Source organism: Pseudoalteromonas sp. SG44-8 (assembly GCF_014164125.1).
Classification (GTDB): domain Bacteria; phylum Pseudomonadota; class Gammaproteobacteria; order Enterobacterales; family Alteromonadaceae; genus Pseudoalteromonas; species Pseudoalteromonas rhizosphaerae.
Genome location: NZ_JACJEQ010000042.1, coordinates 1 through 21,502, shown reverse-complemented (window position 1 = coordinate 21,502; position 21,502 = coordinate 1). Strand labels below are relative to the sequence as shown.

At 40.8% G+C, this 21,502-nt stretch carries 24 protein-coding genes; 20 read left to right on the top strand and 4 right to left on the bottom strand.

Annotated elements, in window-relative coordinates:
- The first annotated feature begins 11 nt into the window (after positions 1-11).
- From gspC to H5163_RS19795, 13 genes are all read left to right on the top strand, one after another.
- Positions 12-959, top strand: a complete 948-nt coding sequence (gspC, locus tag H5163_RS19855; RefSeq protein ID WP_145242760.1) for a type II secretion system protein GspC — start codon at positions 12-14, stop codon at positions 957-959.
- Between the two features lie 23 nt (positions 960-982).
- Positions 983-3,043 carry a type II secretion system secretin GspD gene (gspD, locus tag H5163_RS19850; protein WP_145242762.1) on the top strand — a complete coding sequence of 687 codons (2,061 nt, stop codon included), beginning with the start codon at positions 983-985 and terminating at the stop codon, positions 3,041-3,043.
- The gene (gspE, locus tag H5163_RS19845) at positions 3,036-4,595 is read left to right on the top strand and encodes a type II secretion system ATPase GspE (protein ID WP_145242764.1); all 1,560 of its coding nucleotides are present in this window, start codon (positions 3,036-3,038) and stop codon (positions 4,593-4,595) included. The genes gspD and gspE overlap by 8 nt, the downstream gene beginning before the upstream one ends.
- 2 nt (positions 4,596-4,597) lie before the next feature.
- On the top strand, positions 4,598-5,833 hold the full coding sequence (gene gspF / locus H5163_RS19840; RefSeq protein WP_145242766.1) for a type II secretion system inner membrane protein GspF: 1,236 nt from the start codon (positions 4,598-4,600) through the stop codon (positions 5,831-5,833).
- Between the two features lie 74 nt (positions 5,834-5,907).
- Positions 5,908-6,327: a type II secretion system major pseudopilin GspG gene (gspG, locus tag H5163_RS19835; protein WP_145242768.1), complete on the top strand. Its 420-nt coding sequence runs from the start codon at positions 5,908-5,910 to the stop codon at positions 6,325-6,327.
- 52 nt (positions 6,328-6,379) lie between these two features.
- On the top strand, positions 6,380-6,979 hold the full coding sequence (locus H5163_RS19830) for a prepilin-type N-terminal cleavage/methylation domain-containing protein (RefSeq protein ID WP_182760526.1): 600 nt from the start codon (positions 6,380-6,382) through the stop codon (positions 6,977-6,979).
- Entirely contained in the window at positions 6,979-7,356 is a 378-nt protein-coding gene (gspI, locus tag H5163_RS19825; protein WP_145242773.1) for a type II secretion system minor pseudopilin GspI, read from the top strand. The genes H5163_RS19830 and gspI overlap by 1 nt, the downstream gene beginning before the upstream one ends.
- Entirely contained in the window at positions 7,357-7,980 is a 624-nt protein-coding gene (gene gspJ / locus H5163_RS19820; RefSeq protein WP_182732554.1) for a type II secretion system minor pseudopilin GspJ, read from the top strand. It abuts the gene before it with no gap.
- On the top strand, positions 7,970-8,959 hold the full coding sequence (gspK, locus tag H5163_RS19815; protein ID WP_145242776.1) for a type II secretion system minor pseudopilin GspK: 990 nt from the start codon (positions 7,970-7,972) through the stop codon (positions 8,957-8,959). Before gspJ ends, gspK begins: the two co-directional genes overlap by 11 nt.
- Positions 8,956-10,164: a type II secretion system protein GspL gene (gene gspL, locus H5163_RS19810; RefSeq protein WP_182732555.1), complete on the top strand. Its 1,209-nt coding sequence runs from the start codon at positions 8,956-8,958 to the stop codon at positions 10,162-10,164. Before gspK ends, gspL begins: the two co-directional genes overlap by 4 nt.
- Complete coding sequence (gene gspM / locus H5163_RS19805; RefSeq protein WP_182719493.1) at positions 10,161-10,634, top strand: type II secretion system protein GspM; 474 nt, start codon at positions 10,161-10,163, stop codon at positions 10,632-10,634. The genes gspL and gspM overlap by 4 nt, the downstream gene beginning before the upstream one ends.
- A gap of 3 nt (positions 10,635-10,637) precedes the next feature.
- Positions 10,638-11,396: a type II secretion system protein N gene (locus H5163_RS19800; RefSeq protein WP_145242782.1), complete on the top strand. Its 759-nt coding sequence runs from the start codon at positions 10,638-10,640 to the stop codon at positions 11,394-11,396.
- 18 nt (positions 11,397-11,414) lie between these two features.
- The gene (locus H5163_RS19795; RefSeq protein WP_145242784.1) at positions 11,415-12,035 is read left to right on the top strand and encodes a UPF0149 family protein; all 621 of its coding nucleotides are present in this window, start codon (positions 11,415-11,417) and stop codon (positions 12,033-12,035) included.
- 2 nt (positions 12,036-12,037) lie between these two features.
- Here the strand turns inward: H5163_RS19795 and H5163_RS19790 are convergent, their stop codons facing one another.
- Together H5163_RS19790 and H5163_RS19785 are read right to left on the bottom strand one after the other, a co-directional pair.
- Positions 12,038-12,241, bottom strand: a complete 204-nt coding sequence (locus tag H5163_RS19790) for a hypothetical protein (RefSeq protein WP_145242786.1) — start codon at positions 12,239-12,241, stop codon at positions 12,038-12,040.
- The gene (locus tag H5163_RS19785; protein WP_145242788.1) at positions 12,241-12,600 is read right to left on the bottom strand and encodes a hypothetical protein; all 360 of its coding nucleotides are present in this window, start codon (positions 12,598-12,600) and stop codon (positions 12,241-12,243) included. Before H5163_RS19785 ends, H5163_RS19790 begins: the two co-directional genes overlap by 1 nt.
- Before the next feature lie 291 nt (positions 12,601-12,891).
- On the opposite strand from H5163_RS19785, the gene ccoG reads away from it, so the two are divergent.
- From ccoG to H5163_RS19760, 5 genes are all read left to right on the top strand, one after another.
- Positions 12,892-14,322 carry a cytochrome c oxidase accessory protein CcoG gene (ccoG, locus tag H5163_RS19780; protein WP_145242790.1) on the top strand — a complete coding sequence of 477 codons (1,431 nt, stop codon included), beginning with the start codon at positions 12,892-12,894 and terminating at the stop codon, positions 14,320-14,322.
- Positions 14,323-14,386: 64 nt separating this feature from the next.
- A complete protein-coding gene (locus H5163_RS19775) occupies positions 14,387-15,364 on the top strand; it encodes a serine/threonine protein kinase (protein ID WP_145242793.1) in 978 nt (325 codons plus the stop codon).
- Between the two features lie 29 nt (positions 15,365-15,393).
- On the top strand, positions 15,394-16,017 hold the full coding sequence (locus tag H5163_RS19770; protein ID WP_145242795.1) for a thiol:disulfide interchange protein DsbA/DsbL: 624 nt from the start codon (positions 15,394-15,396) through the stop codon (positions 16,015-16,017).
- 34 nt (positions 16,018-16,051) lie between these two features.
- Positions 16,052-16,690 (top strand): thiol:disulfide interchange protein DsbA/DsbL, encoded by a 639-nt coding sequence (locus H5163_RS19765; RefSeq protein WP_145242797.1) that lies wholly within the window; start codon positions 16,052-16,054, stop codon positions 16,688-16,690.
- 65 nt (positions 16,691-16,755) lie between these two features.
- Complete coding sequence (locus H5163_RS19760) at positions 16,756-17,205, top strand: DUF523 domain-containing protein (RefSeq protein ID WP_145242799.1); 450 nt, start codon at positions 16,756-16,758, stop codon at positions 17,203-17,205.
- A 5-nt stretch (positions 17,206-17,210) separates the two neighbouring features.
- On the opposite strand, the gene trmA is transcribed toward H5163_RS19760, so the two are convergent.
- Entirely contained in the window at positions 17,211-18,311 is a 1,101-nt protein-coding gene (trmA, locus tag H5163_RS19755) for a tRNA (uridine(54)-C5)-methyltransferase TrmA (RefSeq protein WP_145242801.1), read from the bottom strand.
- Positions 18,312-18,740: 429 nt separating this feature from the next.
- Here trmA and H5163_RS19750 point away from each other — a divergent pair, with 429 nt between their 5' ends.
- On the top strand, positions 18,741-19,862 hold the full coding sequence (locus H5163_RS19750; protein ID WP_182735802.1) for a DUF5610 domain-containing protein: 1,122 nt from the start codon (positions 18,741-18,743) through the stop codon (positions 19,860-19,862).
- A gap of 63 nt (positions 19,863-19,925) precedes the next feature.
- Complete coding sequence (gene murI, locus H5163_RS19745; protein WP_182735801.1) at positions 19,926-20,741, top strand: glutamate racemase; 816 nt, start codon at positions 19,926-19,928, stop codon at positions 20,739-20,741.
- Here the strand turns inward: murI and H5163_RS19740 are convergent.
- Positions 20,704-21,183 (bottom strand): RNA-binding protein, encoded by a 480-nt coding sequence (locus H5163_RS19740; protein WP_149983393.1) that lies wholly within the window; start codon positions 21,181-21,183, stop codon positions 20,704-20,706. The genes murI and H5163_RS19740 overlap by 38 nt on opposite strands.
- Positions 21,184-21,502: the final 319 nt, after the last annotated feature.

Genomic DNA, 21,502 nt, shown 5'->3' with positions numbered 1-21,502 from the left:
AAACGTCATTTATGGAACAGCGATTACAACAGCTAAAACATCTAGTAAGTAAATTACCCCACGCTAAATTGGGTTGGGCAATAACGCTTTTAGCCGTTGTTTATATTGCCTTTTTAGCTGCAAAACTATTTTGGTTAATATGGCCTACCCCGGTTAATTCTAGCCTTTCTCCAAGCTATATTAATAGCGTTACAGGTAAGCCTGAACGGGTTAATACGCAATTAATTTTAGCACAAAACTTGTTTGGTAAAGCCGACGCAGTGCCTAAAAAACAAGCAAGCCAACAAGCTCAAGTCATTAACAATGCGCCAGAAACTCGATTAAGCATTAATTTAACTGGTATTGTTGCAGTCAGTGGCAATGATCAAACAGGCTTGGCAATTATTGAGTCTCAAGGTCAACAATCAACCTATTTGGTGGATGACGTTGTGCAAGGCACTCGCGCTAAACTTGCGCAAGTATTACCTGATCGAGTAATTTTAGATGTTAGTGGCCGTTTTGAAACGTTAATGCTTGATGGCGTAGATTTTACCAAAACAGTGTCAATGCCAGTACTTGCCGAACGTGATAGTGATGAACCTGAACTCGATGACGGTCCGCAAATGGAAAGTGACCGTCAGATTGATGTAACAGCAAATCAAGAAGTAAAAGAAGCACTTATAGATACCCGGGAAGAACTGTTAAAAGACCCCGGTAAACTATTTGACTATATTCGAGTATCTCAGGCTATGAAGGATGGTGAGCTTATTGGCTATCGTTTAAGCCCAGGTAAAGACCCTGCATTATTTACGCAGATGGGGTTACAAAATAACGATTTGGCTGTATCGATTAACGGCTATCAATTAACAGATTTAAAACAGGCCATGTCAGCCATTAATGAGCTGCGTAATAGTACCGATGCGAACATTACAATTGACCGTGATGGCGAGCAGATTGATGTGCAATTTAGCCTGCAATAACTTAGCTTTGGAGTTTTAATATAATGGTTCACGCGCTACACCTCAAAAAAATCAGAAAAGGGTTAGCTAAGTACGCAACACTTTTTTTTGTGGCTAGCTTATCTCTATCGGTGTCTGCCGTTGAGTATGCTGCAAACTTTAAAGGGACCGATATCAACGAGTTTATTAATATCGTTGGTAAAAATCTAAATAAGACCGTCATTATCGACCCGAACGTACGTGGTAAAGTAAACGTACGCAGCTATGAATTGATGGATGAAGCACTTTATTATCAATTCTTCTTAAATGTACTAGAAGTTTACGGTTATTCAGCTGTTGAAATGGATAACGGTATATTAAAAATTGAAAAAAGCTCTGATGCTAAAAAATCAAACGTACCGTTAGTTACTGAAGACGACCAAGCGCGCGGTGATATGATGATCACTCGTGTCGTACGTGTAAAAAATGTTAGCGTACAAGAACTAGGTCCATTAGTGCGTCAGTTTAGCGACCAAAAAGATGGCGGTCATGTTGCCAACTTCAACGCTGCAAACGTCATGATGTTGACCGGTCATGCTGCCTCAGTAAACCGACTTGTTGAAATTATTCGCTCAGTTGACCAAGCCGGTGATAAGCGGGTTGATATTGTAAAGCTAAACTTTGCCACCGCTGATGATGTGGTATCTGTGGTTGATAATATTTACAAAGATAGCGGTAAAGGCAGTATCCCAGAATTTTTGATCCCTAAAGTCGTGGCTGATGGCCGTACTAATAGCGTTATTGTCAGTGGCGAAGGCCAAGCAAGAACGCGTGCTATTGAATTAATTAAACGCCTTGACGGTGAGTTACAAAGCCAAGGCAACACTAAAGTAATTTACCTTAATTACGCCAGCGCTGAAGATTTAGTGAAAGTGTTGCAAGGGGTTAGCAAAACGCTTGGTGAAGAAGGTCAAGGTGGGGCAACTAAAACCCGTAGCCGCAACCAAAACGAAACCAGTATTGAAGCTCACCCAGATTCAAACTCATTGGTCATTACTGCTCAACCTGACACCATGCGTTCATTGGAGTCAGTGATTGAACGGCTTGATATTCGTCGAGCTCAAGTACTCGTTGAAGCAATCATTGTTGAAGTAATGGAAGCTGATGGTATTAACTTTGGTCTGCAATGGATTTCAGAGCAAGGCGGTATGATGCAGTTTAATAACGGCACAACCGTTCCTGTTGGTTCTTTAGCTGTAGCTGCTGAACAAGCCCGTGATAAGACAGTGACTAAAACTCTCACTGGTGATAATACTGAGCTTAAGGAATACGATGAAACGCAAAAAGGTGATCTTGGCCCGTTAGGTGCGTTGTTAGGGGGCATCAATGGATTGGCTATGGGGATTGTTAAAAACGATTGGGGCGCGATCATTCAAGCAGTCTCTACTGATACTAACTCAAATATTCTTGCTACGCCTTCGGTTACCACCATGGATAACGAAGAGGCATCGATGATTGTCGGTCAAGAAGTGCCGATCATTACTGGCTCGCAAACGGGTTCTAATAATTCTAATCCATTTCAAACAGTAGAGCGTCAAGAGGTAGGTGTAAAACTTAAAGTAACGCCACAAATAAATGATGGTTCAGCTGTACAGTTAACCATTGAGCAAGAAGTATCTGGCGTGAGTGGTACTACTTCGGTGGATATATCTATTAATAAACGTGCCATTAAAACCACGGTTATGGCTGATGATGGCGGCATGGTTGTGCTTGGTGGTCTAATTGATGAAGACGTGCAAGAAAGTGTCTCAAAGGTACCAATATTAGGTGATATTCCTATCCTTGGTCACTTATTCCGCTCAACCAGCACCAGCAAGCGTAAACGTAATTTAATCGTGTTTATTCGCCCAACCATTATTCGTGATGGTATTAAAATGAATAAATTAAGCCACAGCAAATATAACTTTATCCGTGGTGAGCAGTATAAACAAAAAGAAGATGGTATTGATTTAATGCCTCTAACCGATGCACCAATCCTACCTGAGTGGAATGATGCATTAGTATTACCGCCAACTTATGAAGAATACTTAAGACAGCAAAATACAGATGAGCGCAATAATGACTGATGCAATCACTGAGATCACCGCAGAGCCCTCACAGCCGCTAAATAATAGCGAGCTGATGACCAGTAACGATTTAGTTGAACTGCCTAATAAGCGGCTACCATTTTCATATGCACGACGTGCAGGCATGTTATTAAGTAAAAATAATGATGACCGGGTGGTTTTCTATCGTGGTGAGCTTAATATTGATGCATTGTTAGAAGTGCGCCGCATTGCTGGGCATGGCTTTACGCTTGAACATTTAGCTGATGACAAGTTTGAGTTGTTATTAGAGGCATCGTATCAACGCGATAGTTCTGAAACCCAGCAAATGATGGAAGACATAGGTAACGAAGTTGATTTATTTTCACTGGCTGAAGATATGCCGCAAACGGAAGATTTGCTTGCCGGAGATGATGATGCACCAATCATTAAATTGATCAATGCGATGCTCAGTGAAGCGATTAAAGAAGGCGCGTCAGATATTCACATCGAAACCTTTGAGCAAGAGCTGGTGATCCGCTTTAGGGTTGATGGCGTGCTTAAAGAAGTGTTAAAGCCGAATCGTAAACTCGCTTCATTGTTAGTTTCGCGTATTAAAGTAATGGCGAAACTCGATATTGCAGAAAAGCGTATCCCGCAGGATGGTCGTATTAGTTTGCGTATCGCAGGACGTGCCGTTGATGTTCGGGTATCAACCATGCCATCAAGTTTTGGTGAGCGGGTTGTACTGCGTTTACTTGATAAAAATAACGCGCGTTTAAATCTTGAAGATTTAGGTATGACGCTGCGCAATCGTGAATTGTTCTCTGATTTGATCAGTAAACCGCACGGAATTATTTTGGTGACCGGTCCAACTGGTTCTGGTAAAAGTACCACGCTTTATGCGGGCATGAGCCAAATTAACTCTCGCGATCGTAATATCTTAACGGTTGAAGATCCAATCGAGTATGAAATCCCAGGTATTGGTCAAACTCAGGTAAATACTAAAGTTGATATGACCTTTGCCCGAGGCTTACGGGCAATCTTACGTCAAGATCCTGATGTAGTAATGGTTGGTGAAATACGTGACCTTGAAACCGCACAAATTGGCGTGCAAGCCTCACTTACAGGTCACTTAGTGATGTCGACATTGCATACCAATACCGCAGCAGGTGCTATCTCTCGTATGGAAGATATGGGGGTTGAACCCTTCTTGCTATCATCTTCTTTGTTAGGGGTGTTATCGCAGCGTCTAGTGCGAACTTTATGTAAGAGCTGTAAAGAAGGTCATGTTGCAGATGAGCGCGAGTGTGAATTGCTCGGCGTACCATTTGTAAATCCGCCGACTATTTACCGAGCCGTTGGCTGTGAAGAGTGTAACTTTAATGGTTACCGTGGTCGTACCGGTATTCATGAATTACTGGTAGTTGATGAAACTGTTCGCGAACTTGTTCACAGTGGTAAAGGTGAGCAAAGTGTTGAAAAGTACATTCGCAAACATACCCCAAGTATTCGCCAAGATGGCTGTAGTCGCGTATTAGCCGGTAAAACCACCCTTGAAGAAGTATTACGTGTAACGCGTGAGGAAGGTTAACAATGGCAGCATTTGAATATCGCGCGCTCGATGCTCGCGGCAAAGAGAAAAAAGGTATTCAAGAAGCGGATACCGCGAAACAAATTCGCCAATCTTTACGTGAACAAGGTCTTACGCCGCTCGAAGTTGTGCCCGCCGCAGAGGGTGATAAACAAGTTAAAGGTGAAAAAAGCTCGCCATTTGGCAGCTTTTTTAAAGCGAAAATATCTACCTCAGATCTCGCTTTGATCACTCGCCAACTCGCTACACTCATTCAATCGGCGTTACCGGTTGAAGGGGCGGTAATGGCGGTGGCTGAGCAGTGTGAAAAGCCGCGTATGAAGCGTATGTTAATGTCGGTGCGTTCAAAAGTTGTTGAAGGTTATACCTTGGCTGATGGCATGTCTGAGTTTCCACATGTATTTGATAATTTATACCGCGCTATGGTAGCTGCGGGTGAAAAATCAGGTCACTTAGATGCTGTATTGAACCGTTTAGCCGATTACACGGAACAACGTCAACACATGCGTAGTCAAATCACACAAGCGATGGTGTATCCGGTGATATTAGTAATATTTGCCATTGGTATCGTTTCAATATTACTAGGTACTGTAGTGCCTAAAATATTGAAGACATTTGAAAAGTCAAAGCAGGTTTTACCTTGGACGACGGAATGGGTAATGGCTGCTAGTAACTATGTGCAAAATTATTGGTTCATTACTTTGGTGTTATTTACCGCGACAGTGATTGGTGTTAAACATGCGCTAAAACAGCCTAAGATCCGCTTTTGGTATGATTCGAAAATTTTGATGATGCCGGGCATTGGCAAAGTTGCTCGTAGTATTAATACCGCCAGATTTGCTCGTACACTGAGTATCTTGTCATCAAGTTCAGTGCCGTTACTCGAGGGAATGCGTATTTCTGGTGGCGTATTGATCAACGAGAAAATTAAAAAAGCAGTGGCGGATGCCGCAACCCGCGTTAGTGAAGGGGCAAGTTTAAGAGCGTCCTTACAACAAACAAAATTATTCCCACCGATGATGCTGCATATGATCGCCAGTGGGGAGAAATCAGGTGAGCTCGAGCAAATGCTAGAGCGTGCTGCAAACAATCAAGACCGTGAATTTGAAACCATGGTAAATGTCTCGCTAAAACTCTTAGAGCCTGCGATGATAGCGTCCATGGCGGTTATTGTATTGTTTATCGTAATGGCCATATTACAACCTATTATGGCAATGAATAAAGCGATTGGACTTTAACTATTTTAGGGATTTCGTAATGCATTTTTACCGTGTTACGATAGTTAATTATTAAGAACAACAGAGGTATGTACGTGAATAAACAAGCAGGTTTCTCATTACTCGAAGTTATGGTGGTACTGGTTATCATTGGCATGATCATGTCAATCGTGGCACCCAATATTATGGGCCAGCAAGAAGAAGCGGCACTTGATAAAGCGCATCTTGATATTCAGCAGCTTGAAGATGCTATGAGTCTTTATAAATTAAAGAACAAAGCGTACTTAACCACTGAGCAAGGCCTTGAAGGGTTAGTGACTAAAACTAGCGTAGAGCCAGTACCAAAGCGTTTTCCTGAAGGTGGCTTTATTTCTAAATTACCAGAAGATCCATGGGGAAATCCGTACCAGTTAATCAGCCCAGGTGAAGTTGGTAAATTTGATTTGTTTTCAATGGGACCCGATGGCGAAGTGGGTACTGATGACGACATTGGTAACTGGGATGAAGAAAAATAATAATGCATCTTAGTATAAAGGCGTTTTTACACCCAGCACCGAGCTTAGCATGATGTTAAGTCGGGCTAAGTTGCGCCTTGCAAAGCTAAAGTCACCGATGCGTGGCTTTAGTTTAATTGAAATTTTGGTTGTGCTGGTGGTGATCGCCTTCGCCACTAAAATGGTGGTATATAGTCTTGATGGCGGTGTTGAAGATGAATTGGATAAACAAGCACTGAGACTGCATACCACCATTAATATGGCTTCTGAATTTGCAATCTTAAATCAGGTTGAATTAGGTTTTCAGCTTGATAAAGATACCTTAGAGTTTTTAGTGTTTGATGGTGAAAAATGGATCACCTTCGACCGAGAAAAGCTGTTTGCGCCGATGACTGTTGATGAACGTCTTAAGTTGACACTTAATCTAGAAGATCTCGCATGGGCTCAAGATAATCTACTCGAGCAATCCAATTGGCGCGAGTTAATGAGTGGCGGTGATGATGATAGCTTACTCGAATTGCAAAAAATGAAAATCCCGCAAGTGCTAATTTTATCTTCTGGTGAGGTGAGCGCATTTCAACTTATCTATGAATTAAAAGATGAAAAAGAACCTGTGTATTTCATCGAAGGGGAATTTTCCGCACCGGTTAACTTACGCAGAGAGCCAGAATAATGTATCGCAGGTCTAAAGGTTTTACTTTACTTGAGGTTATGGTGGCGCTGAGTATTTGCGCCATGGCTGGGATTGCCGCCATGCAAGCGACAGCCGAGCATATTAATCATTTATCAAGCCTTGAAGAGCAAACCTATGCCTCTTGGGTGGCTGAGAATGTAATGATTGAACAGCGTACCTTAGGCGATAAGTGGCAAGGCAAAAATGGCGCAAAAGGCACTGAAACAATGGCTGGTATAGAATGGTATTGGCGTCAAGATACCGAAGCGACAGCAGATAAAAGTTTTGTAAAAGTGACTATTAATGTATTTAGCGATGAAAAGTTAGAGCACTCGGTTTATGAGCTCATCAGCTATTTAAATAAAGGTAGCAAATAAGTGAAGCAGCGCGGTTTTACACTATTAGAAGTGATGGTAGCGCTGGGGATTTTAGCATTCGTCGTGTTAGCTACTCACCAAATTCTTGATTCGACCACGAAAGCGAAAGATGCATCAGACGAAAAAATTGCAGAATTGAATGGTTTGCAAACGACCTTTAGGTTAATGGATCAAGATTTCAGCCAAATGACTAAACGTGCCGTGCGCAATGAAGCCGGTGATGTGCAAGAACAATATCTACTTGCTGGGCGTTACACCATTAATAGCCAGTATGATGGTATTGCCTTTGTGCGAGATGGCTGGGTTAACCCAATTAATTTATTACCGCGCTCAGAGCTACAAGCGGTGGGTTATCGTGTTATTGATGACAACCTTGAGCGTATATATAGGGTCTATGTTGATCAACTCGATAATCTTGAGCCGCGAGTGCAAGTTATTCTTAAAGATATCGAAGATCTTAAATTTGAATTTTTAGATGAAAAAAATGAATGGCAAGAGCAGTGGCAGGGCAAGTCATTGCCAAAAGCTGTGGCGGTCACATTGCAACAAATTGATGAAGAACCAATAAGACGCGTTTTTTTAGTACCGGGTAATGGAAAGATGGGAGGTTTAAATGAACCATAAATCCCAACATGGCGCCGCGCTTATAATTGTCTTATTTATTGTTGCCTTGGCATCAATTTTAGCCGTAGAGATGAGTGCTAACTTGCTTGTTCAAGTTCAAAAAAGTACCAACATACAAGGCCATCAGCAAGCCAAGTGGTATGCCTATGCAGCAGAAGAGCTGGCTATTAAAGCGTTATTACAAAGCAAAAAAGATGACCCTGAAAAAACCACTTTAAAACAAATTTGGGCGCAACAAGGCGATATTCCTTATCCGGTCGATAATGGTACCTTGCAAGGCAAGATCACGGACTTACAGGCTTGTTTAAATCTCAATGCATTACGTGTTAAAGCGCCACAAGCGGGTAGTACTGATAAAACCAATCCTGCGCACACCGCGTTATTAGCGCTATTAGAAAATATTGAGGACTTGCCAGCAGAAGAGTCGGAAGAAGCCATGGCTGACAGTGTTTACGACTGGCTCGATGAAGATAGTATTACTTATCGTTCTGGTGCTGAAGAAGATGAGTATTTATCGCGTAAATCACCATATATGACAGCGAATAGTTTTTTTGCATCAAGCTCAGAGCTGCGTTTGGTTAAAGGGTTTAATCCATTAGTGATGGAAAAAATCTTGCCATACGTATGCGTGATCCCAGGTAGCGAATTGTTAGCAATTAATGTCAATACAATCGCTCCTGAACAGGCATTATTATTGAGTGCATTGATTGATGGTTTGAGTGAGTCAGGTGCGCAAAGTGTGCTATCAGTCCGGCCAGAAGAAGGCTTTAATAATATTGAAGAATTTTTTGAACAAGTGAATCAACAAGGGGCTCAAAATGTTAAGTCTGTTGAAAAACTGTTCACCATAAATAGCGAATATTTTAAACTACAAGCGCAGGCTAAATTTGTCGATCTGCGTTTTTCGATGACCACATTACTGCATGCCAAAGATGGCGAAGTAACTATACTGGCGCGAAAATTTGGAGGCGTACAGTGACAGAAATACTGTTGATCCGCACGGGTCAAACTCAACAAGAAAGTATTAATTGGCTGATTTACTCACCATTAGAACAAGAAATAATTGCCAGTGGCGGATTGCCGAACGCTGAGCAACTGAGTGAGTTAGTTGAAAAAGCACAGAATCGTGAAGTTGTGGTATTACTGCCATGTGATCAGGTGCAACTAAAAACCGTAATCCTGCCGACCAAATGGAATCGTAAGCTTGAGCAAGCGCTCCCATATATGCTCGAAGAAGAGATTGCATGTGACGTAGATGACTTATTTATCGCGATTGCTGAGCCTACTATGGTCGGTGACAAGCACGCCATTAAAGTTGCCATGACTGACCGAGAATGGTTTGAAACTTGGTTAGCTGTATTTGCTGAACATGAAATTGCAGTGTTAAAACTGTTACCCGATGCATTATTGCTTCCTACTGCGGAACATGAGGGATTAAGCGTTATTGAGCTTAATAACCAATGGCTATGTAAGCAAGGCTCATGGCGGATAAGTGCTGTAGAGCAAAGCTGGTTGGCTGAGTATTTAACTGCTTTAGGTCACCCTGATGTTGCACATTACAGCCCTGCCTCGCAATTTCCAGAAACGGTTAATCTTACGGCGCATACCGATGCTTATGATTTGCCGCTGGCGTTATTTGCTAAACAATTACCTGAGATAAAATTCAATCTTCGCCAAGGCCAATATCAACTGAAAAAGAAAAGCGCATTATGGTGGGCGTATTGGCAAGGTGCCGCCATTGCAGCGAGTGTCGCGTTAGTTGGCTCTGTGGCAGTAAAAAGTCTTGAATTGTATCAGTTAAATAGTGAGCTTGAAGTCGCTAAAACACAAGTGGTTGAGCGCTATCAAACGGCCTTTCCGGGGAAAACAGTTCGTCCGCATTTGATTAAAAACCAAATTCAGGGTGAATTGGCTAAATTAGAGGGTGGCAGCAGTGCCGGATTCCTAGATTTAACGAATGAGCTGGTGGGGGTATTTAGCCAAGTGCAAGAGTTTACTCCTGAGACATTGCGTTATGATCAACGTCGCAATGAACTTAGAGTTCGTGCTCGCGGAAAAGATTTTCAAACCTTTGGCAAAGTTAAAGCAATTCTTGAACAACGCGGATTAACTGTAGACCAAGGCTCATTAAATAATGATGGCGACTTTGTAGTCGGTGAAATAAAACTACGAGGTGCTGCATGAAACAACAACTTTTAAAACATTGGCGTGGCTTAAAAGAGCAAGAGCAACAGTTAGTGATGGTCGCTGGGGTTATTTTTGTTATTTTTATATTAGTTATGGGTATTTTTAGACCACTAAACAACGCGATAACTGAAGCTGAAAAAAACCAAGTTAAACAGCAAGAATTATTAGCGTGGGTTGATAACAGTATTGTTAAACTCAAAGCGGGTAGTGCGCGTGCTGTTACAAGTGACCAAAACTTGAGTCAAATAGTTAATGCTAGCCGCGCTCGCTACGATATAACCATAAGCAAAATGCAGCCTAGCGATAATTCATTAAGATTAACCATCGACTCGGTACAGTTTAATAAGCTCATAGAATGGCTTGATGAACTGGTAAACACTAAAGGCGTATTGATTGAAAATTTAGATCTCAGTCGCGATGATAAACCAGGCTACGTGCGCGTTAGCCGACTGGTATTAGAGAAGTAAAGAATGAAAAAAATAGCGATTCTTATAGTAATATTTTTCTTCGGTTTTATCTTTTTTGCACTATTAAAAACGCCAGCTGCAGTTGCGCTTAATTTAGCAAATCCTTATCTACCTAAAGATCTGCAAATAGGTAAAGCATCGGGTAGCATTTGGCAGGGTAGAATCATGCAGCTGCGCTATCAAGATGAACAGATTAATAATTTAAACTGGGATATTTCTGGTTGGGCATTATTCACCGGACAGCTTACAGGCAGTGTAAAGTTTGGTGATCCGCGACAGACCAGTGAACTGTCAGGACGCGGTGACTTTAGTTATGGTTTACTTGATCAAGTAGTTGCATTAAATGATGCTACATTGCGTTTGAGTGTTGAACGTGCGATGCAGCGTTTGCAGTTGCCATTACCTATTAATGCTAAAGGCAGAGTAATTGTTGAGTTAGATGAATATCTCTCAGGAGCGCCTTATTGTGATGCATTAAAAGGTGAAATCGCCAGTCCAAACATCGATGTGCAAGGATTGTCTGGCTGGTTTAGCGTTGGTCCATTAAGTGGCAAGTTAAGCTGTAAGTCGGGCGATATAGCCGTGTTAGTTGATCCTGAAAACCGCTTAGGCTTAGCGGCTGATGCAACCTTAAAAGCAAACATGGACTTTAAAGTGGCTGGATATATCAAGCCAGAAGCATCACTACCAAAAGAAGTACACGATGCCGCCAAATTTTTAGGCCGTGCAGATAGTGATGGCCGTTATCCATTAAATTTTTAAACAAGGCTGAATTGTTTTATGCAAATTCCTGAATTTACACAGCAACATGGCCAGCAGTTAAGTACGTATTTAGCGAGCCGCAATGGCGCCATGACATTTGTGCAGAGCCAAGGTTACTTATTTGCGGTTATTTGCTCTCCTGAGCCATTAGACGTACACGAGTGGCTTGAGCAGATAGTGCCAGATGCACACGGCCAGCTAGAAGAACAAACATTATTTGCATTTATGGCTTTGTATCATCAGATCAGTGAGCAAGTTTATGAAACAGGTTTTAAGCTCCCTGTAAGTTTACAGGTGAGTGATCAAGACGACAGCTACCTAGATTTGCATGAATGCCAGCAATGGTGTCAGGGTTTTGTTCAGGGAGCACAGGTGTATATTGATAAGCTAATGCAAGCTGATGCACTTACAACAGACTTAACTGATGCATTGCAAACCGCTTACGCCAGTTTAGGCTTTTTTGCTTTAGAGCCCCAGCTTATCACAACAATTGCCCAGCAAAATCAGCTTAGTGAAATACAACTATGCCAGCAACAGTATGAACTAATGGGAGATTTTGCATTAGGATTTGCTGAGTTAATAGAAATTATCGCGGTGCAAAGTGGTTTGTACGCAGATGAAGAAGATGGTTGGAGTTAGCATTATGCTAAATCCAACACAATTTCAGTACAGCCCTTAGGGCATTTAGCAACCCCTTGGCCGGGTTGCTGAGTCTTTAAATCTAACGTTAATATGCCTTGGCATACTTCACATTTAACCGTTTGCCCTTTCGCCAGCTTCTTCAGTAGGTTTTTATGTTGGTTAAACGATGCGCTGCTTTTTTTTGTTAAAGCTGAAAAATCCACTATTTACCTCTGCGCTCAGCCAATGATGTTGAGACGATGTCACACACTGTATTTAAACGATCTTCATAAAAATATAAGTTGAGATCTTTACTGCGGCAGTAACGAGTATGGAATAGCTGCAGCTGTTCATCAGTTTGCATGGTTTCTTCTAAATACTCTAACTCGCTTTCTGAAAGTGTTAGTTCTGACTTGATGCGGTTTTTTGCCATGCTCGCAGCGGGTCCACGGTTAATGTTGCTAGCACTACTTAATAGCCCTACACCTTCTCCTAATAACTTTTCTCGAGGTTCTTTTATCATTGGATGATCAATTGTGAATAACGCAAGTATCACTACAACTAGTACAAGGAATTTTTTCATATGTGAGTAAACTTTGATCTGAACGGGTACGAATTAGGCACCAGTGTAATAAAATGCCCCTTTGTAAAGCAAGCAAGTTAGGTGAATAAATTATTATCAATGAATATCAGCTTTTTTGAGGAGAGTTGGTATAATGACAGAGAACAATTAGATTTTTCAGAAATCTCTGAACTTTTACAGCACAGTAGTTCAGTTTGCACTATTTTTAAATGTAAGCTTAGTTGTTAGCTATCTAAATAGCGTTATATGATTGTTTGACTTTCATTCTCCAAGCGGCGTTGAGGAACTTCGATGGACAAGCAAATAAAAGTAAAAAATATTCCTAGTGAGGTCAAGATCGAAAAGCCCGATCTCTATGCTCAACAGGATAGATTTAATCCCCGCAATCGCATTTATGTACGTGCGGTTAAAGGGTTACATCAACTATTAAGACAGCGCATTGGTTTTCTTGGTATGTTGGCGTTCATGGCGCTGCCATGGATAAACTTTAATGACCAACAAGCTGTGTTATTTGACCTCATTGGTCAAAAATATAACATTTTTGGGCTAACTCTATGGCCACAAGATTTTACTATTCTTGCTTTTATTCTGATGCTTGCTGCATTCGCGTTATTCTTAGTGACCACCTTTTACGGTCGGGTATGGTGTGGCTATACGTGCCCGCAAACAGTCTGGACGTTTATTTTTATTTGGTTTGAAGAAAAGTTCGAAGGGACAGCGAATCAACGCAAGAAGCTTGATCAGCGACCAATGGACTTTGATAAATTTTGGCGTAAGACAGCCAAGCATACAGGTTGGATAGCTTTTTCTTTATACACCGCACTGACCTTTGTTGGTTATTTCACACCTATTCGTCAGCTGTTACCGGATTTTGTTACTTTTGATGTAGGTGGCTATGCGCTGGTTAGCATTATCGTATTTACTGTATGTACTTATGGTAATGCTGGTTGGATGCGCGAAATTATGTGCTTGCATATCTGCCCGTATTCGCGCTTTCAATCTGCAATGTTTGATAAAGATACCTTCACAGTAAGTTACGATGAAAAACGTGGTGAAAATCGTGGGCCACGTAGTCGTAAACAAGATCGAGAAGAGCTTAGCTTAGGTGACTGTATTGACTGTAATTTGTGCGTACAAGTATGCCCAACAGGGATCGATATTCGCAATGGCCTGCAAGCTGAATGCATTAACTGTGGCGCCTGTATCGATGCCTGCGACGGAGTAATGGATAAGATGAATTATCCGCGCGGGCTTATCTCATATACCACTGAGCGTAACCTAGAAACGCCAGAGAATAAAACCAATCCTCTGCGCGCTAAGATTATTGGTTATATTGTTATATTAGTGGTGCTCAGCGCAGCGCTGGTAACGAATATTGTGATGCGTAAGCCAATGGACTTAGATATTATTCGCGATCGAAATCAACTCTATCGAGTCGATTTTAATGGGCTTGTCGAAAATACCTACACACTTAAAGTGATCAACAAAGCACAATACGAGCAAACCTTTAATATTAAGGTGGTAGGACTGGAGAACTTTAAGTACATAGGTAAGCAAACTTTTACCGTGCAAGCGGGCGAATCGCATAACGTGCCATTATCATTGGTGATGGATCCGTATGATTTGAAAGCGCCTATGACCGAGTTTAATTTTGTATTATCGCCAGTGGACAATCCAAGTTCACAAATTTCGCAGCCGAGTAACTTCTTTAAAGCGCGATAGTTAAGTACACTGATAACAAATAAAAAGCGGGATTTTCCCGCTTTTTTTATAATTGATGAGAATTATGAGTAAATTTAGTTTTGTTGACCTCACCCCGGATTCGATTTTAGATGCGGTCGAAAGTATTGGTATTTACGCAGAGTCTGGCTTATTAGCACTGAATAGTTACGAAAACCGTGTCTATCAATTCAAAGCTGAAGATGGCCTACGTTATGTGGTGAAATTTTATCGCCCCGAGCGCTGGAGTAAGGCACAAATACTCGAAGAGCATAGCTTTGCATTTGAATTGGCTGATGCTGAAGTGCCTGTAGTTGCGCCGATACAGCGTAATGGCGAAAGCTTATTTGAGCATAATGGTTATCTATTTACTTTGTTCCCAAGTGTCGGGGGGCGCATCTTTGAAGTTGATAATCTTGATCAGTTAGATGTGTTAGGACGCTTGATTGGTCGAATGCATCAAGCAGCTAAAGCCAATGTTTTTAGCGAACGTCCGGTCATAGGGTGTGACGAGTATCTAGATACAGCTAAAATTCAGTTACAAAACAGTAATCTGGTGCCTAGCAGTTTAACTACCGCGTTTTATACTATTTTGGATATGGTGATCGCTAAAACGAAATCGCTTTACCAGCAGGTGGATACTATACGTTTACATGGTGATTGCCATGCCGGTAATATTCTGTGGGCCGGTGATGCGTTGATGTTTGTTGATTTGGACGATAGTCGTCAAGGGCCTGCGATTCAAGATTTATGGATGATGCTCAGTGGCGATCGAAACAATCAACTGTTACAGTTAGATACCTTAGTGACTGCCTACGAAGAATTTTGTGATTTTGATCACACTCAACTCAAATTAATTGAACCATTACGGGCAATGCGTATGATTCATTATATGGGGTGGCTAGCTAAACGTTGGGAAGATCCGGCATTTCCGCGGAACTTTTCATGGTTTGCTGATGACAAATACTGGGAGCAACAAATTTTAGCGCTGAAAGAGCAGTATTCTGCACTTCAAGAGCCGCCGCTGAAGTTGCTGCCTAACTAATTATTAAAAATATTTGAAACGAGAGTCCAATGCTTAAAAAACTAAAATTGAGTTTACTACTGTTATGTTTACCTTTTGCTGCGATGGCTGCAGACTTTAAAGCTGGTGAGCACTATGACGTACTAAAAATTGAAAAAAGTAAAACCTCACAAGTAACAGAGTTCTTTTCATTTTATTGCCCGCACTGTTTTAAGTTTGAAGCTGTAGCTAAAGCAATGGAAAAAAGCTTGCCTGCAGGTACTGAGTTTGTAAAAAACCATGTCAACTTTTTAGGTGGTTTAGCGCCAGAAGTGCAAAGTAATTTGAGTTATGCGTATATCATTGCTAAACAGCATAACAAAGGTGAGCAAGTTGCAGATCAAATGTTTGACAGCATTCATATAAAACGTGCTCCACTCAATAACATTAAAGACGTCAAAGCATTACTTGCAGTAAATGGTATTGATAGCGATACCTTTGATAAAGATATTGCCAGCATGCCTGTGATTGCGGCGGAAAAAGCCATGCAAGACAAGCAAAATAAGTTTTCACAAATGGGAGCCTTAACCGGTGTACCAACGTTTATCGTTAATGATAAATATAAAATCAATATCAATACCATCAAGAGCCAAGAGCAGCTTGATGAGTTAGTTGCCTTTTTATTACAACAATAAGCTATTAAAACAATAATTTTTGGAGTTTTTACCGATGATCAAATTAGTTAAAGCAGGATTGCTGGCACTTTTATTACCATTAGCCGCGAATGCAGCACCAACAACTTATGAAGAAGGTGTGCATTATGATGTAGTATCTGAGCGCGCTAGTAAAAAGCCAGAGGTAAAAGAGTTTTTCTCATTTTATTGTCCAGCGTGTAATAACTACGAAGCTCTATTAGTTGAGGTTAAACCTAAACTTGATACAAGTATTGAATTTAAAAAGAGCCACGTCGATTTTGTTGGTGTGCGTGATCCTGAAAATCAACAAATGATTTCACAGGCACTTGCAACAGCTGAAGTACTACCACAAAAAGATGCCATTATTGCTGCTATGTTTAATCATGTTCACGTTAAACGTGCTAAGTTTAATGAATTAGCTGATGTTAAAGATGTATTTGTCGCGCAAGGTGTTGACGGTGATAAGTTTGATAAACTGTATAAAAGTTTTTCAGTACGCACTATGAGTTCAAAAATGAAGCGTGACCAAGATTACTATAAAGATAAGGGGGCACTGCGTGGCGTACCAACATTTATCGTAAATGGTAAATATAAGCTTAACCTTGGTCGTGAATCAGGTATTACTGAGCCTGAAGATATTAGCAAATTGATTAATTACTTAGCTGCTAAATAGAGCGGTTTAGTGTTTATTGTAAAAAAGCTCCGTACGCGGAGCTTTTTTGTTGCAGGTGGTAAGAAATGCATAAAATACTGGTTTCAAGTTGCTTACTTGGTGCTCCCGTGCGCTACGATGGTAGCGGACAACAGTTACTCCATCCTCAGCTTATCGCATGGCAGCAGCAGGAACGTATAGTCGCTTTTTGTCCTGAGATTGCTGGTGGTTTATCCACTCCTAGAGATCCTGCTGAAATCGTCAACGGTAAAGTGATTACCAATACTGGTGATGATGTGACACCGGAATTTCAGCTAGGTGCAAAACAAGCATTACGCCTTTGCCAACAGTACAATATTCGTTTTGCGCTATTAAAGGAATCAAGTCCTTCTTGTGGTCGTAATACAATTTACGATGGCTCGCACAGTGGTATTAAGGTGGTTGGAATGGGATTAACGGCTTCGCTATTAGAAAAGAATGGTATTAAAGTCTTTAGTGAGCAGCAAATGCCAGCGCTAGTAAAAGCACTGGCATAGATACTTTACAATTTACGTTGTAAAAATACCCCTGATTCAATGTGGTGGGTATATGGAAATTGGTCAAAAATCGCAAACCGTTTAACTTCATGAGTGCGAGTTAGGTGCTCTAAATCACGCTCTAGCGTATCAGGGTTACATGAGATATAAATAATACTCTCGTAGTTAGCCACCAAATCACATGTTAGTGTATCCATGCCTGCGCGCGGCGGATCAACTAAAATGGTCTGACAATCATAGCTGCTTAAGTCAATCCCTTCTAAACGTGAGAAGGTTCGTTCGCCTTTCATAGCTTGAGTAAACTCTTCGCTCGACATACGAATGATATCTAAGTTAGTTACGTTATTTTTAGCAATATTATACTGCGCTGAGTGTACTGACGATTTAGAAATTTCGGTTGCTAATACACGATTAAACGAACCAGCTAAGGCAATTGAAAAGTTACCGTTACCACAATAGAGCTCTAGTAAATCATTTTTTAGTGGTTTACATAAGTCTTGTGCCCACTCCAGCATCTTAATGTTTACTTTAGCATTTGGCTGCGTAAAGCTGTTTTCAACTTGTTGGTAAATAAGTTGCTGGCCATTAACTGTTAAACGCTCAGTAACAAAATCATCACCGAGTACTTCTTTTTGTTTGCGAGCACGCCCAATAAAATCAATTTTAAAGCGCTCACTCAATGATTCTTTTAGTGACTTGATAGCTGCTAGCCATTCTTCGTCGAGTGGTTTGTGATAAAGCAGACTCACTAAAATCTCACCGCTTAAACTAGAAAGATAATCTATTTGGAACAATTTACGACGCAAGACTTCACAGCCTTTAAGATTATCGATCATTGCCTGCATTACTTCCCCAATTAGCGGCGCTGCAGGGTCAAACACATCGACTCTGATTTTGTCTTTGGTGGCTTGATCAAACATAATGTGGAATAACTCATCGCCATCGTGCCATACTCTAAATTCAGCGCGTTGACGGTAATGAATTGGCTCAGAGGCAAAGACTTCTAATTGTTCAACACCAAAGCGTTGGAATTGCGCAATGATACGTTGCTCTTTTTCATTTAACTGTGCGTCGTATCCTGTTGTATCGATCTTTATAACCGCCATTACCTACTACCTTATTTCATTATGCTGTTTATCGGCGCTATTGTAGGGGGCAGGGATTATTTGTCTAGGGTCTGTTTATCTTTCTAGGTTAATTTTGCAGCTGTGCGTTTGGTTTTTAGGCAAGGCAGAGCCTATGTAGTGTGGTTATTCCCCATAAATAGGCGATAACGTAGCATAAATGCCAAACGCGCGCTGCCCGAAGGGTTCTGCCTAGGGGCGATTAACTCTTTGTTGCTCAATTTTTACTTAGCCCACTAGGTTACAAATCTCGCGCCGCGATTAAATCGCCCCGAGGTTGAACAAATTTTAATCCTTAAAGGTCAACAGGCCCTAATTTTGAGTAATAGCAAATGCTGTTTTTTTGTACATTTTACTTTAGTTATTTATTTTTGGGCCGATACTTAAGTAAGCAAAAATAGGAGTCGGATCATGAAAATTGGCAACTTTGGCTTTGTTCCAAACAACAACGTCAATAAATACAGTAACAAAGCTGCATTACAGCAACCTACAATACAGTCGCCTCAAGATAGTTACCAGCAACGTGGTAAAGAATTAGCAGCAAAAGTGTTAGGTGACAAAATGGCTGAGGCTTTAGGCTTACCTGTCGCGGAAGAGAAAAAAGACAAGCCACTATTTGATTTTGAAGAAATCGTCAAAAACGTTTTGGACTTTGTAACTGGTGCCGTTAAGAAAGCGCAAGTCAATGGAGCCGATAATGAAAAACTCAAAGGTATGCTTAGTGATGCACGCAAAGGTGTGCAAACAGGTATTGATGATGCTTATGGTGAATTAAAAGATACCGGTATTCTAAACGACGAAATTGAGCAGGGCATAGAAAAATCCAAAGAAGGTATTTTTAATGGCCTGGATGAGTTTGAAGAGGATTTATTTAACCCTAAACCGGATTCTGTCAGTGTTACTCAAGCACAGTATTTAAGTTTAAGTAATAATGCTCAGTATAACTTCACCACTGCAGAAGGTGACGAGGTGAGTATTAGTTTTGCTGATGCATTTAAACAGCAATCAGCCAGTAGTTATCAGCGTAATGGTCAAAATGAAGGCTATGCCAGTGCATCATCACAATCGCGGGAGTTATCATTTAGCATGTCAGTAAATGGTGACTTAAACGAAGATGAACAAAAGGCTATTAATGCAATGATGGAAGACTTGCAAAATGTTAGTAAAACATTTTTTGGTGGTGATTTGGAACAAGCCTTTGAACAAGCACAAGAGCTCAACTTAGGCAACGAACAGCTAGTCGCGTTTTCAATGGACTTAAAGCAAACTAAAACGTTTGCAGCAATAAAAGGCTATCAAGAGAATAAACCAACACCAGAGAAAGCTGTGGCTGAAAAAATAGCTCCATTTAATGACGATCTAAAAAATGCCTTTAATAAAGCGGGTGATCTTGGTTTGCAAAATGAACTGTCAGGCATTTTACAATGGTTAAATCAAGACCAAGAGGAAATAGGCAAATTAGTCGACTATACAAAATCAATGTTTGAGCAAATGAATAAATTGCGCTCAGCAGCACTAGAGAGTGAAGCATAAGCTTTATTTTCAGTATACCGCGTGGCAAACTGCTCAGCTTAGTTATTATAAGGAGCGAGTTGTTTGTCACCTCATATCATGGTTTTTGATTCGGGCATTGGTGGTACCACAGTGCTGAAGCATATTCAGCAATACATACCTGATGGCCGTTATAGTTATTTTATGGATAACGCCTACCTACCTTATGGAAAGCTGAGTCAACAAACCATAATTCAGCGCCTCACCGGATTATTAATTTTTATAGAAACACAACAATTACACGTTGATGTGTTAGTTATTGCTTGTAATACCGCATCTACTTCAGCACTGAGCGCGCTTCGCGAATTAACCACGATACCGATCGTCGGTGTAGTACCTGCAATTAAACCCGCCGCTTTATTATCTAAGTCACAGCATATTGCCTTATTGGCCACACCAACAACAGTACAAAGTAGTTATACACAACAGTTGATAAGCCAGCATGGTCAAGCTGTCACAGTACATTTATATGCTAGTGTTGAACTTGTAACGTTGGCGGAACAAACATATCAAAGTAAAAAGATTATCCAAGACAAACTAGTTGCAGAGCTCGATAGTCTCGCTATTGATAATAGAGTGGATGTAGTCGTATTAGGTTGTACGCATTTCCCAATTTTAGCAAAAGGTTTGAATGAGTATTTTAACAGCACTGTATTATTACTTGATTCCGGCGTAGCAATAGCCAAACGGGTGTGTGCAATACTCAAAGAGCATAATATAGATTGCAGTGATGAGCTTGATGCTAATTGTACAGGCAAGAAAAAGCCGCTACGTTATTACGCAACGGCTTCTATTTATGTTGATAAGCAACCGGTGGAGCTAGTTACGCTGATTGATCCGACTCAGAACGAAAAGAGTTAGATTCATCATCTTGTTTTTGTTTTGCTTCACGAACTTTCAATGTACGTTGTTGGAACTCGCTATCGTTTAATTTTGCAATAGCATTATCAGCATCTAGCTCTGCCATTTCAACAAAGCCAAAGCCACGACGTTTGCCAGTATTTTTATCCTTTAATAGGCGTACATTAAACACTTTACCTTGTTCTTCAAATAAAGCGCGAACTACACCTTCATTTGCACGATAAGGAAGATTGCCCACATAAAGTGTTTTTGTTTTTACTTCGGCTTCTTCTACATCGCCAGATGACATTGCAGCTATAACTACACCACCAATTAATAAACCAGCACCAAATAACAGTGCATGACTTAATTGTAGGCTCGAAGGCGCAAAATTAACTATAACGAAACCAATAACAGCAAGGATAACTGAAGAGATAAGAGATTTTTGATCGGGTAATTTCATTTTGATCTACCAATAAACAGGAAATAAACATTAATTTAACATTGTGAACTTGCTATCTTAACGCGATAAATGAACATAGCAATGATATTTATGTGAAATAATTTAATTTACATCAAAAAAGACTCGAAAAAGCATCGATTGAGTGTTCTTTTAAAGCGTTTTGCATGCTTTTTGAGCGAACAGTCAAAAGATTGAAAAAAAGTGTTGATCTGTTTTTGGATCTCCCTATAATGCGACCCCACTGAGACGGGAAACGCCAACGCATAGCGAGGCACGAACAACTCAGAGAGTTAAATAAAACTTCGGTTTTAAATATTCG

Excerpts from the sequence above, each read along its gene's own strand:
- gspC (WP_145242760.1), top strand. The coding sequence starts at position 12 with ATGGAACAGCGATTACAACAGCTAAAACATCTAGTAAGTAAATTACCC.
- gspD (WP_145242762.1), top strand. The coding sequence starts at position 983 with ATGGTTCACGCGCTACACCTCAAAAAAATCAGAAAAGGGTTAGCTAAG.
- gspE (WP_145242764.1), top strand. The coding sequence starts at position 3,036 with ATGACTGATGCAATCACTGAGATCACCGCAGAGCCCTCACAGCCGCTA.
- gspF (WP_145242766.1), top strand. The coding sequence starts at position 4,598 with ATGGCAGCATTTGAATATCGCGCGCTCGATGCTCGCGGCAAAGAGAAA.
- H5163_RS19830 (WP_182760526.1), top strand. The coding sequence starts at position 6,380 with ATGTTAAGTCGGGCTAAGTTGCGCCTTGCAAAGCTAAAGTCACCGATG.
- gspI (WP_145242773.1), top strand. The coding sequence starts at position 6,979 with ATGTATCGCAGGTCTAAAGGTTTTACTTTACTTGAGGTTATGGTGGCG.
- gspK (WP_145242776.1), top strand. The coding sequence starts at position 7,970 with ATGAACCATAAATCCCAACATGGCGCCGCGCTTATAATTGTCTTATTT.
- gspM (WP_182719493.1), top strand. The coding sequence starts at position 10,161 with ATGAAACAACAACTTTTAAAACATTGGCGTGGCTTAAAAGAGCAAGAG.
- H5163_RS19800 (WP_145242782.1), top strand. The coding sequence starts at position 10,638 with ATGAAAAAAATAGCGATTCTTATAGTAATATTTTTCTTCGGTTTTATC.
- H5163_RS19795 (WP_145242784.1), top strand. The coding sequence starts at position 11,415 with ATGCAAATTCCTGAATTTACACAGCAACATGGCCAGCAGTTAAGTACG.
- H5163_RS19785 (WP_145242788.1), bottom strand. The coding sequence starts at position 12,600 with ATGAAAAAATTCCTTGTACTAGTTGTAGTGATACTTGCGTTATTCACA.
- ccoG (WP_145242790.1), top strand. The coding sequence starts at position 12,892 with ATGGACAAGCAAATAAAAGTAAAAAATATTCCTAGTGAGGTCAAGATC.
- H5163_RS19775 (WP_145242793.1), top strand. The coding sequence starts at position 14,387 with ATGAGTAAATTTAGTTTTGTTGACCTCACCCCGGATTCGATTTTAGAT.
- H5163_RS19770 (WP_145242795.1), top strand. The coding sequence starts at position 15,394 with ATGCTTAAAAAACTAAAATTGAGTTTACTACTGTTATGTTTACCTTTT.
- H5163_RS19765 (WP_145242797.1), top strand. The coding sequence starts at position 16,052 with ATGATCAAATTAGTTAAAGCAGGATTGCTGGCACTTTTATTACCATTA.
- H5163_RS19760 (WP_145242799.1), top strand. The coding sequence starts at position 16,756 with ATGCATAAAATACTGGTTTCAAGTTGCTTACTTGGTGCTCCCGTGCGC.
- trmA (WP_145242801.1), bottom strand. The coding sequence starts at position 18,311 with ATGGCGGTTATAAAGATCGATACAACAGGATACGACGCACAGTTAAAT.
- H5163_RS19750 (WP_182735802.1), top strand. The coding sequence starts at position 18,741 with ATGAAAATTGGCAACTTTGGCTTTGTTCCAAACAACAACGTCAATAAA.
- H5163_RS19740 (WP_149983393.1), bottom strand. The coding sequence starts at position 21,183 with ATGAAATTACCCGATCAAAAATCTCTTATCTCTTCAGTTATCCTTGCT.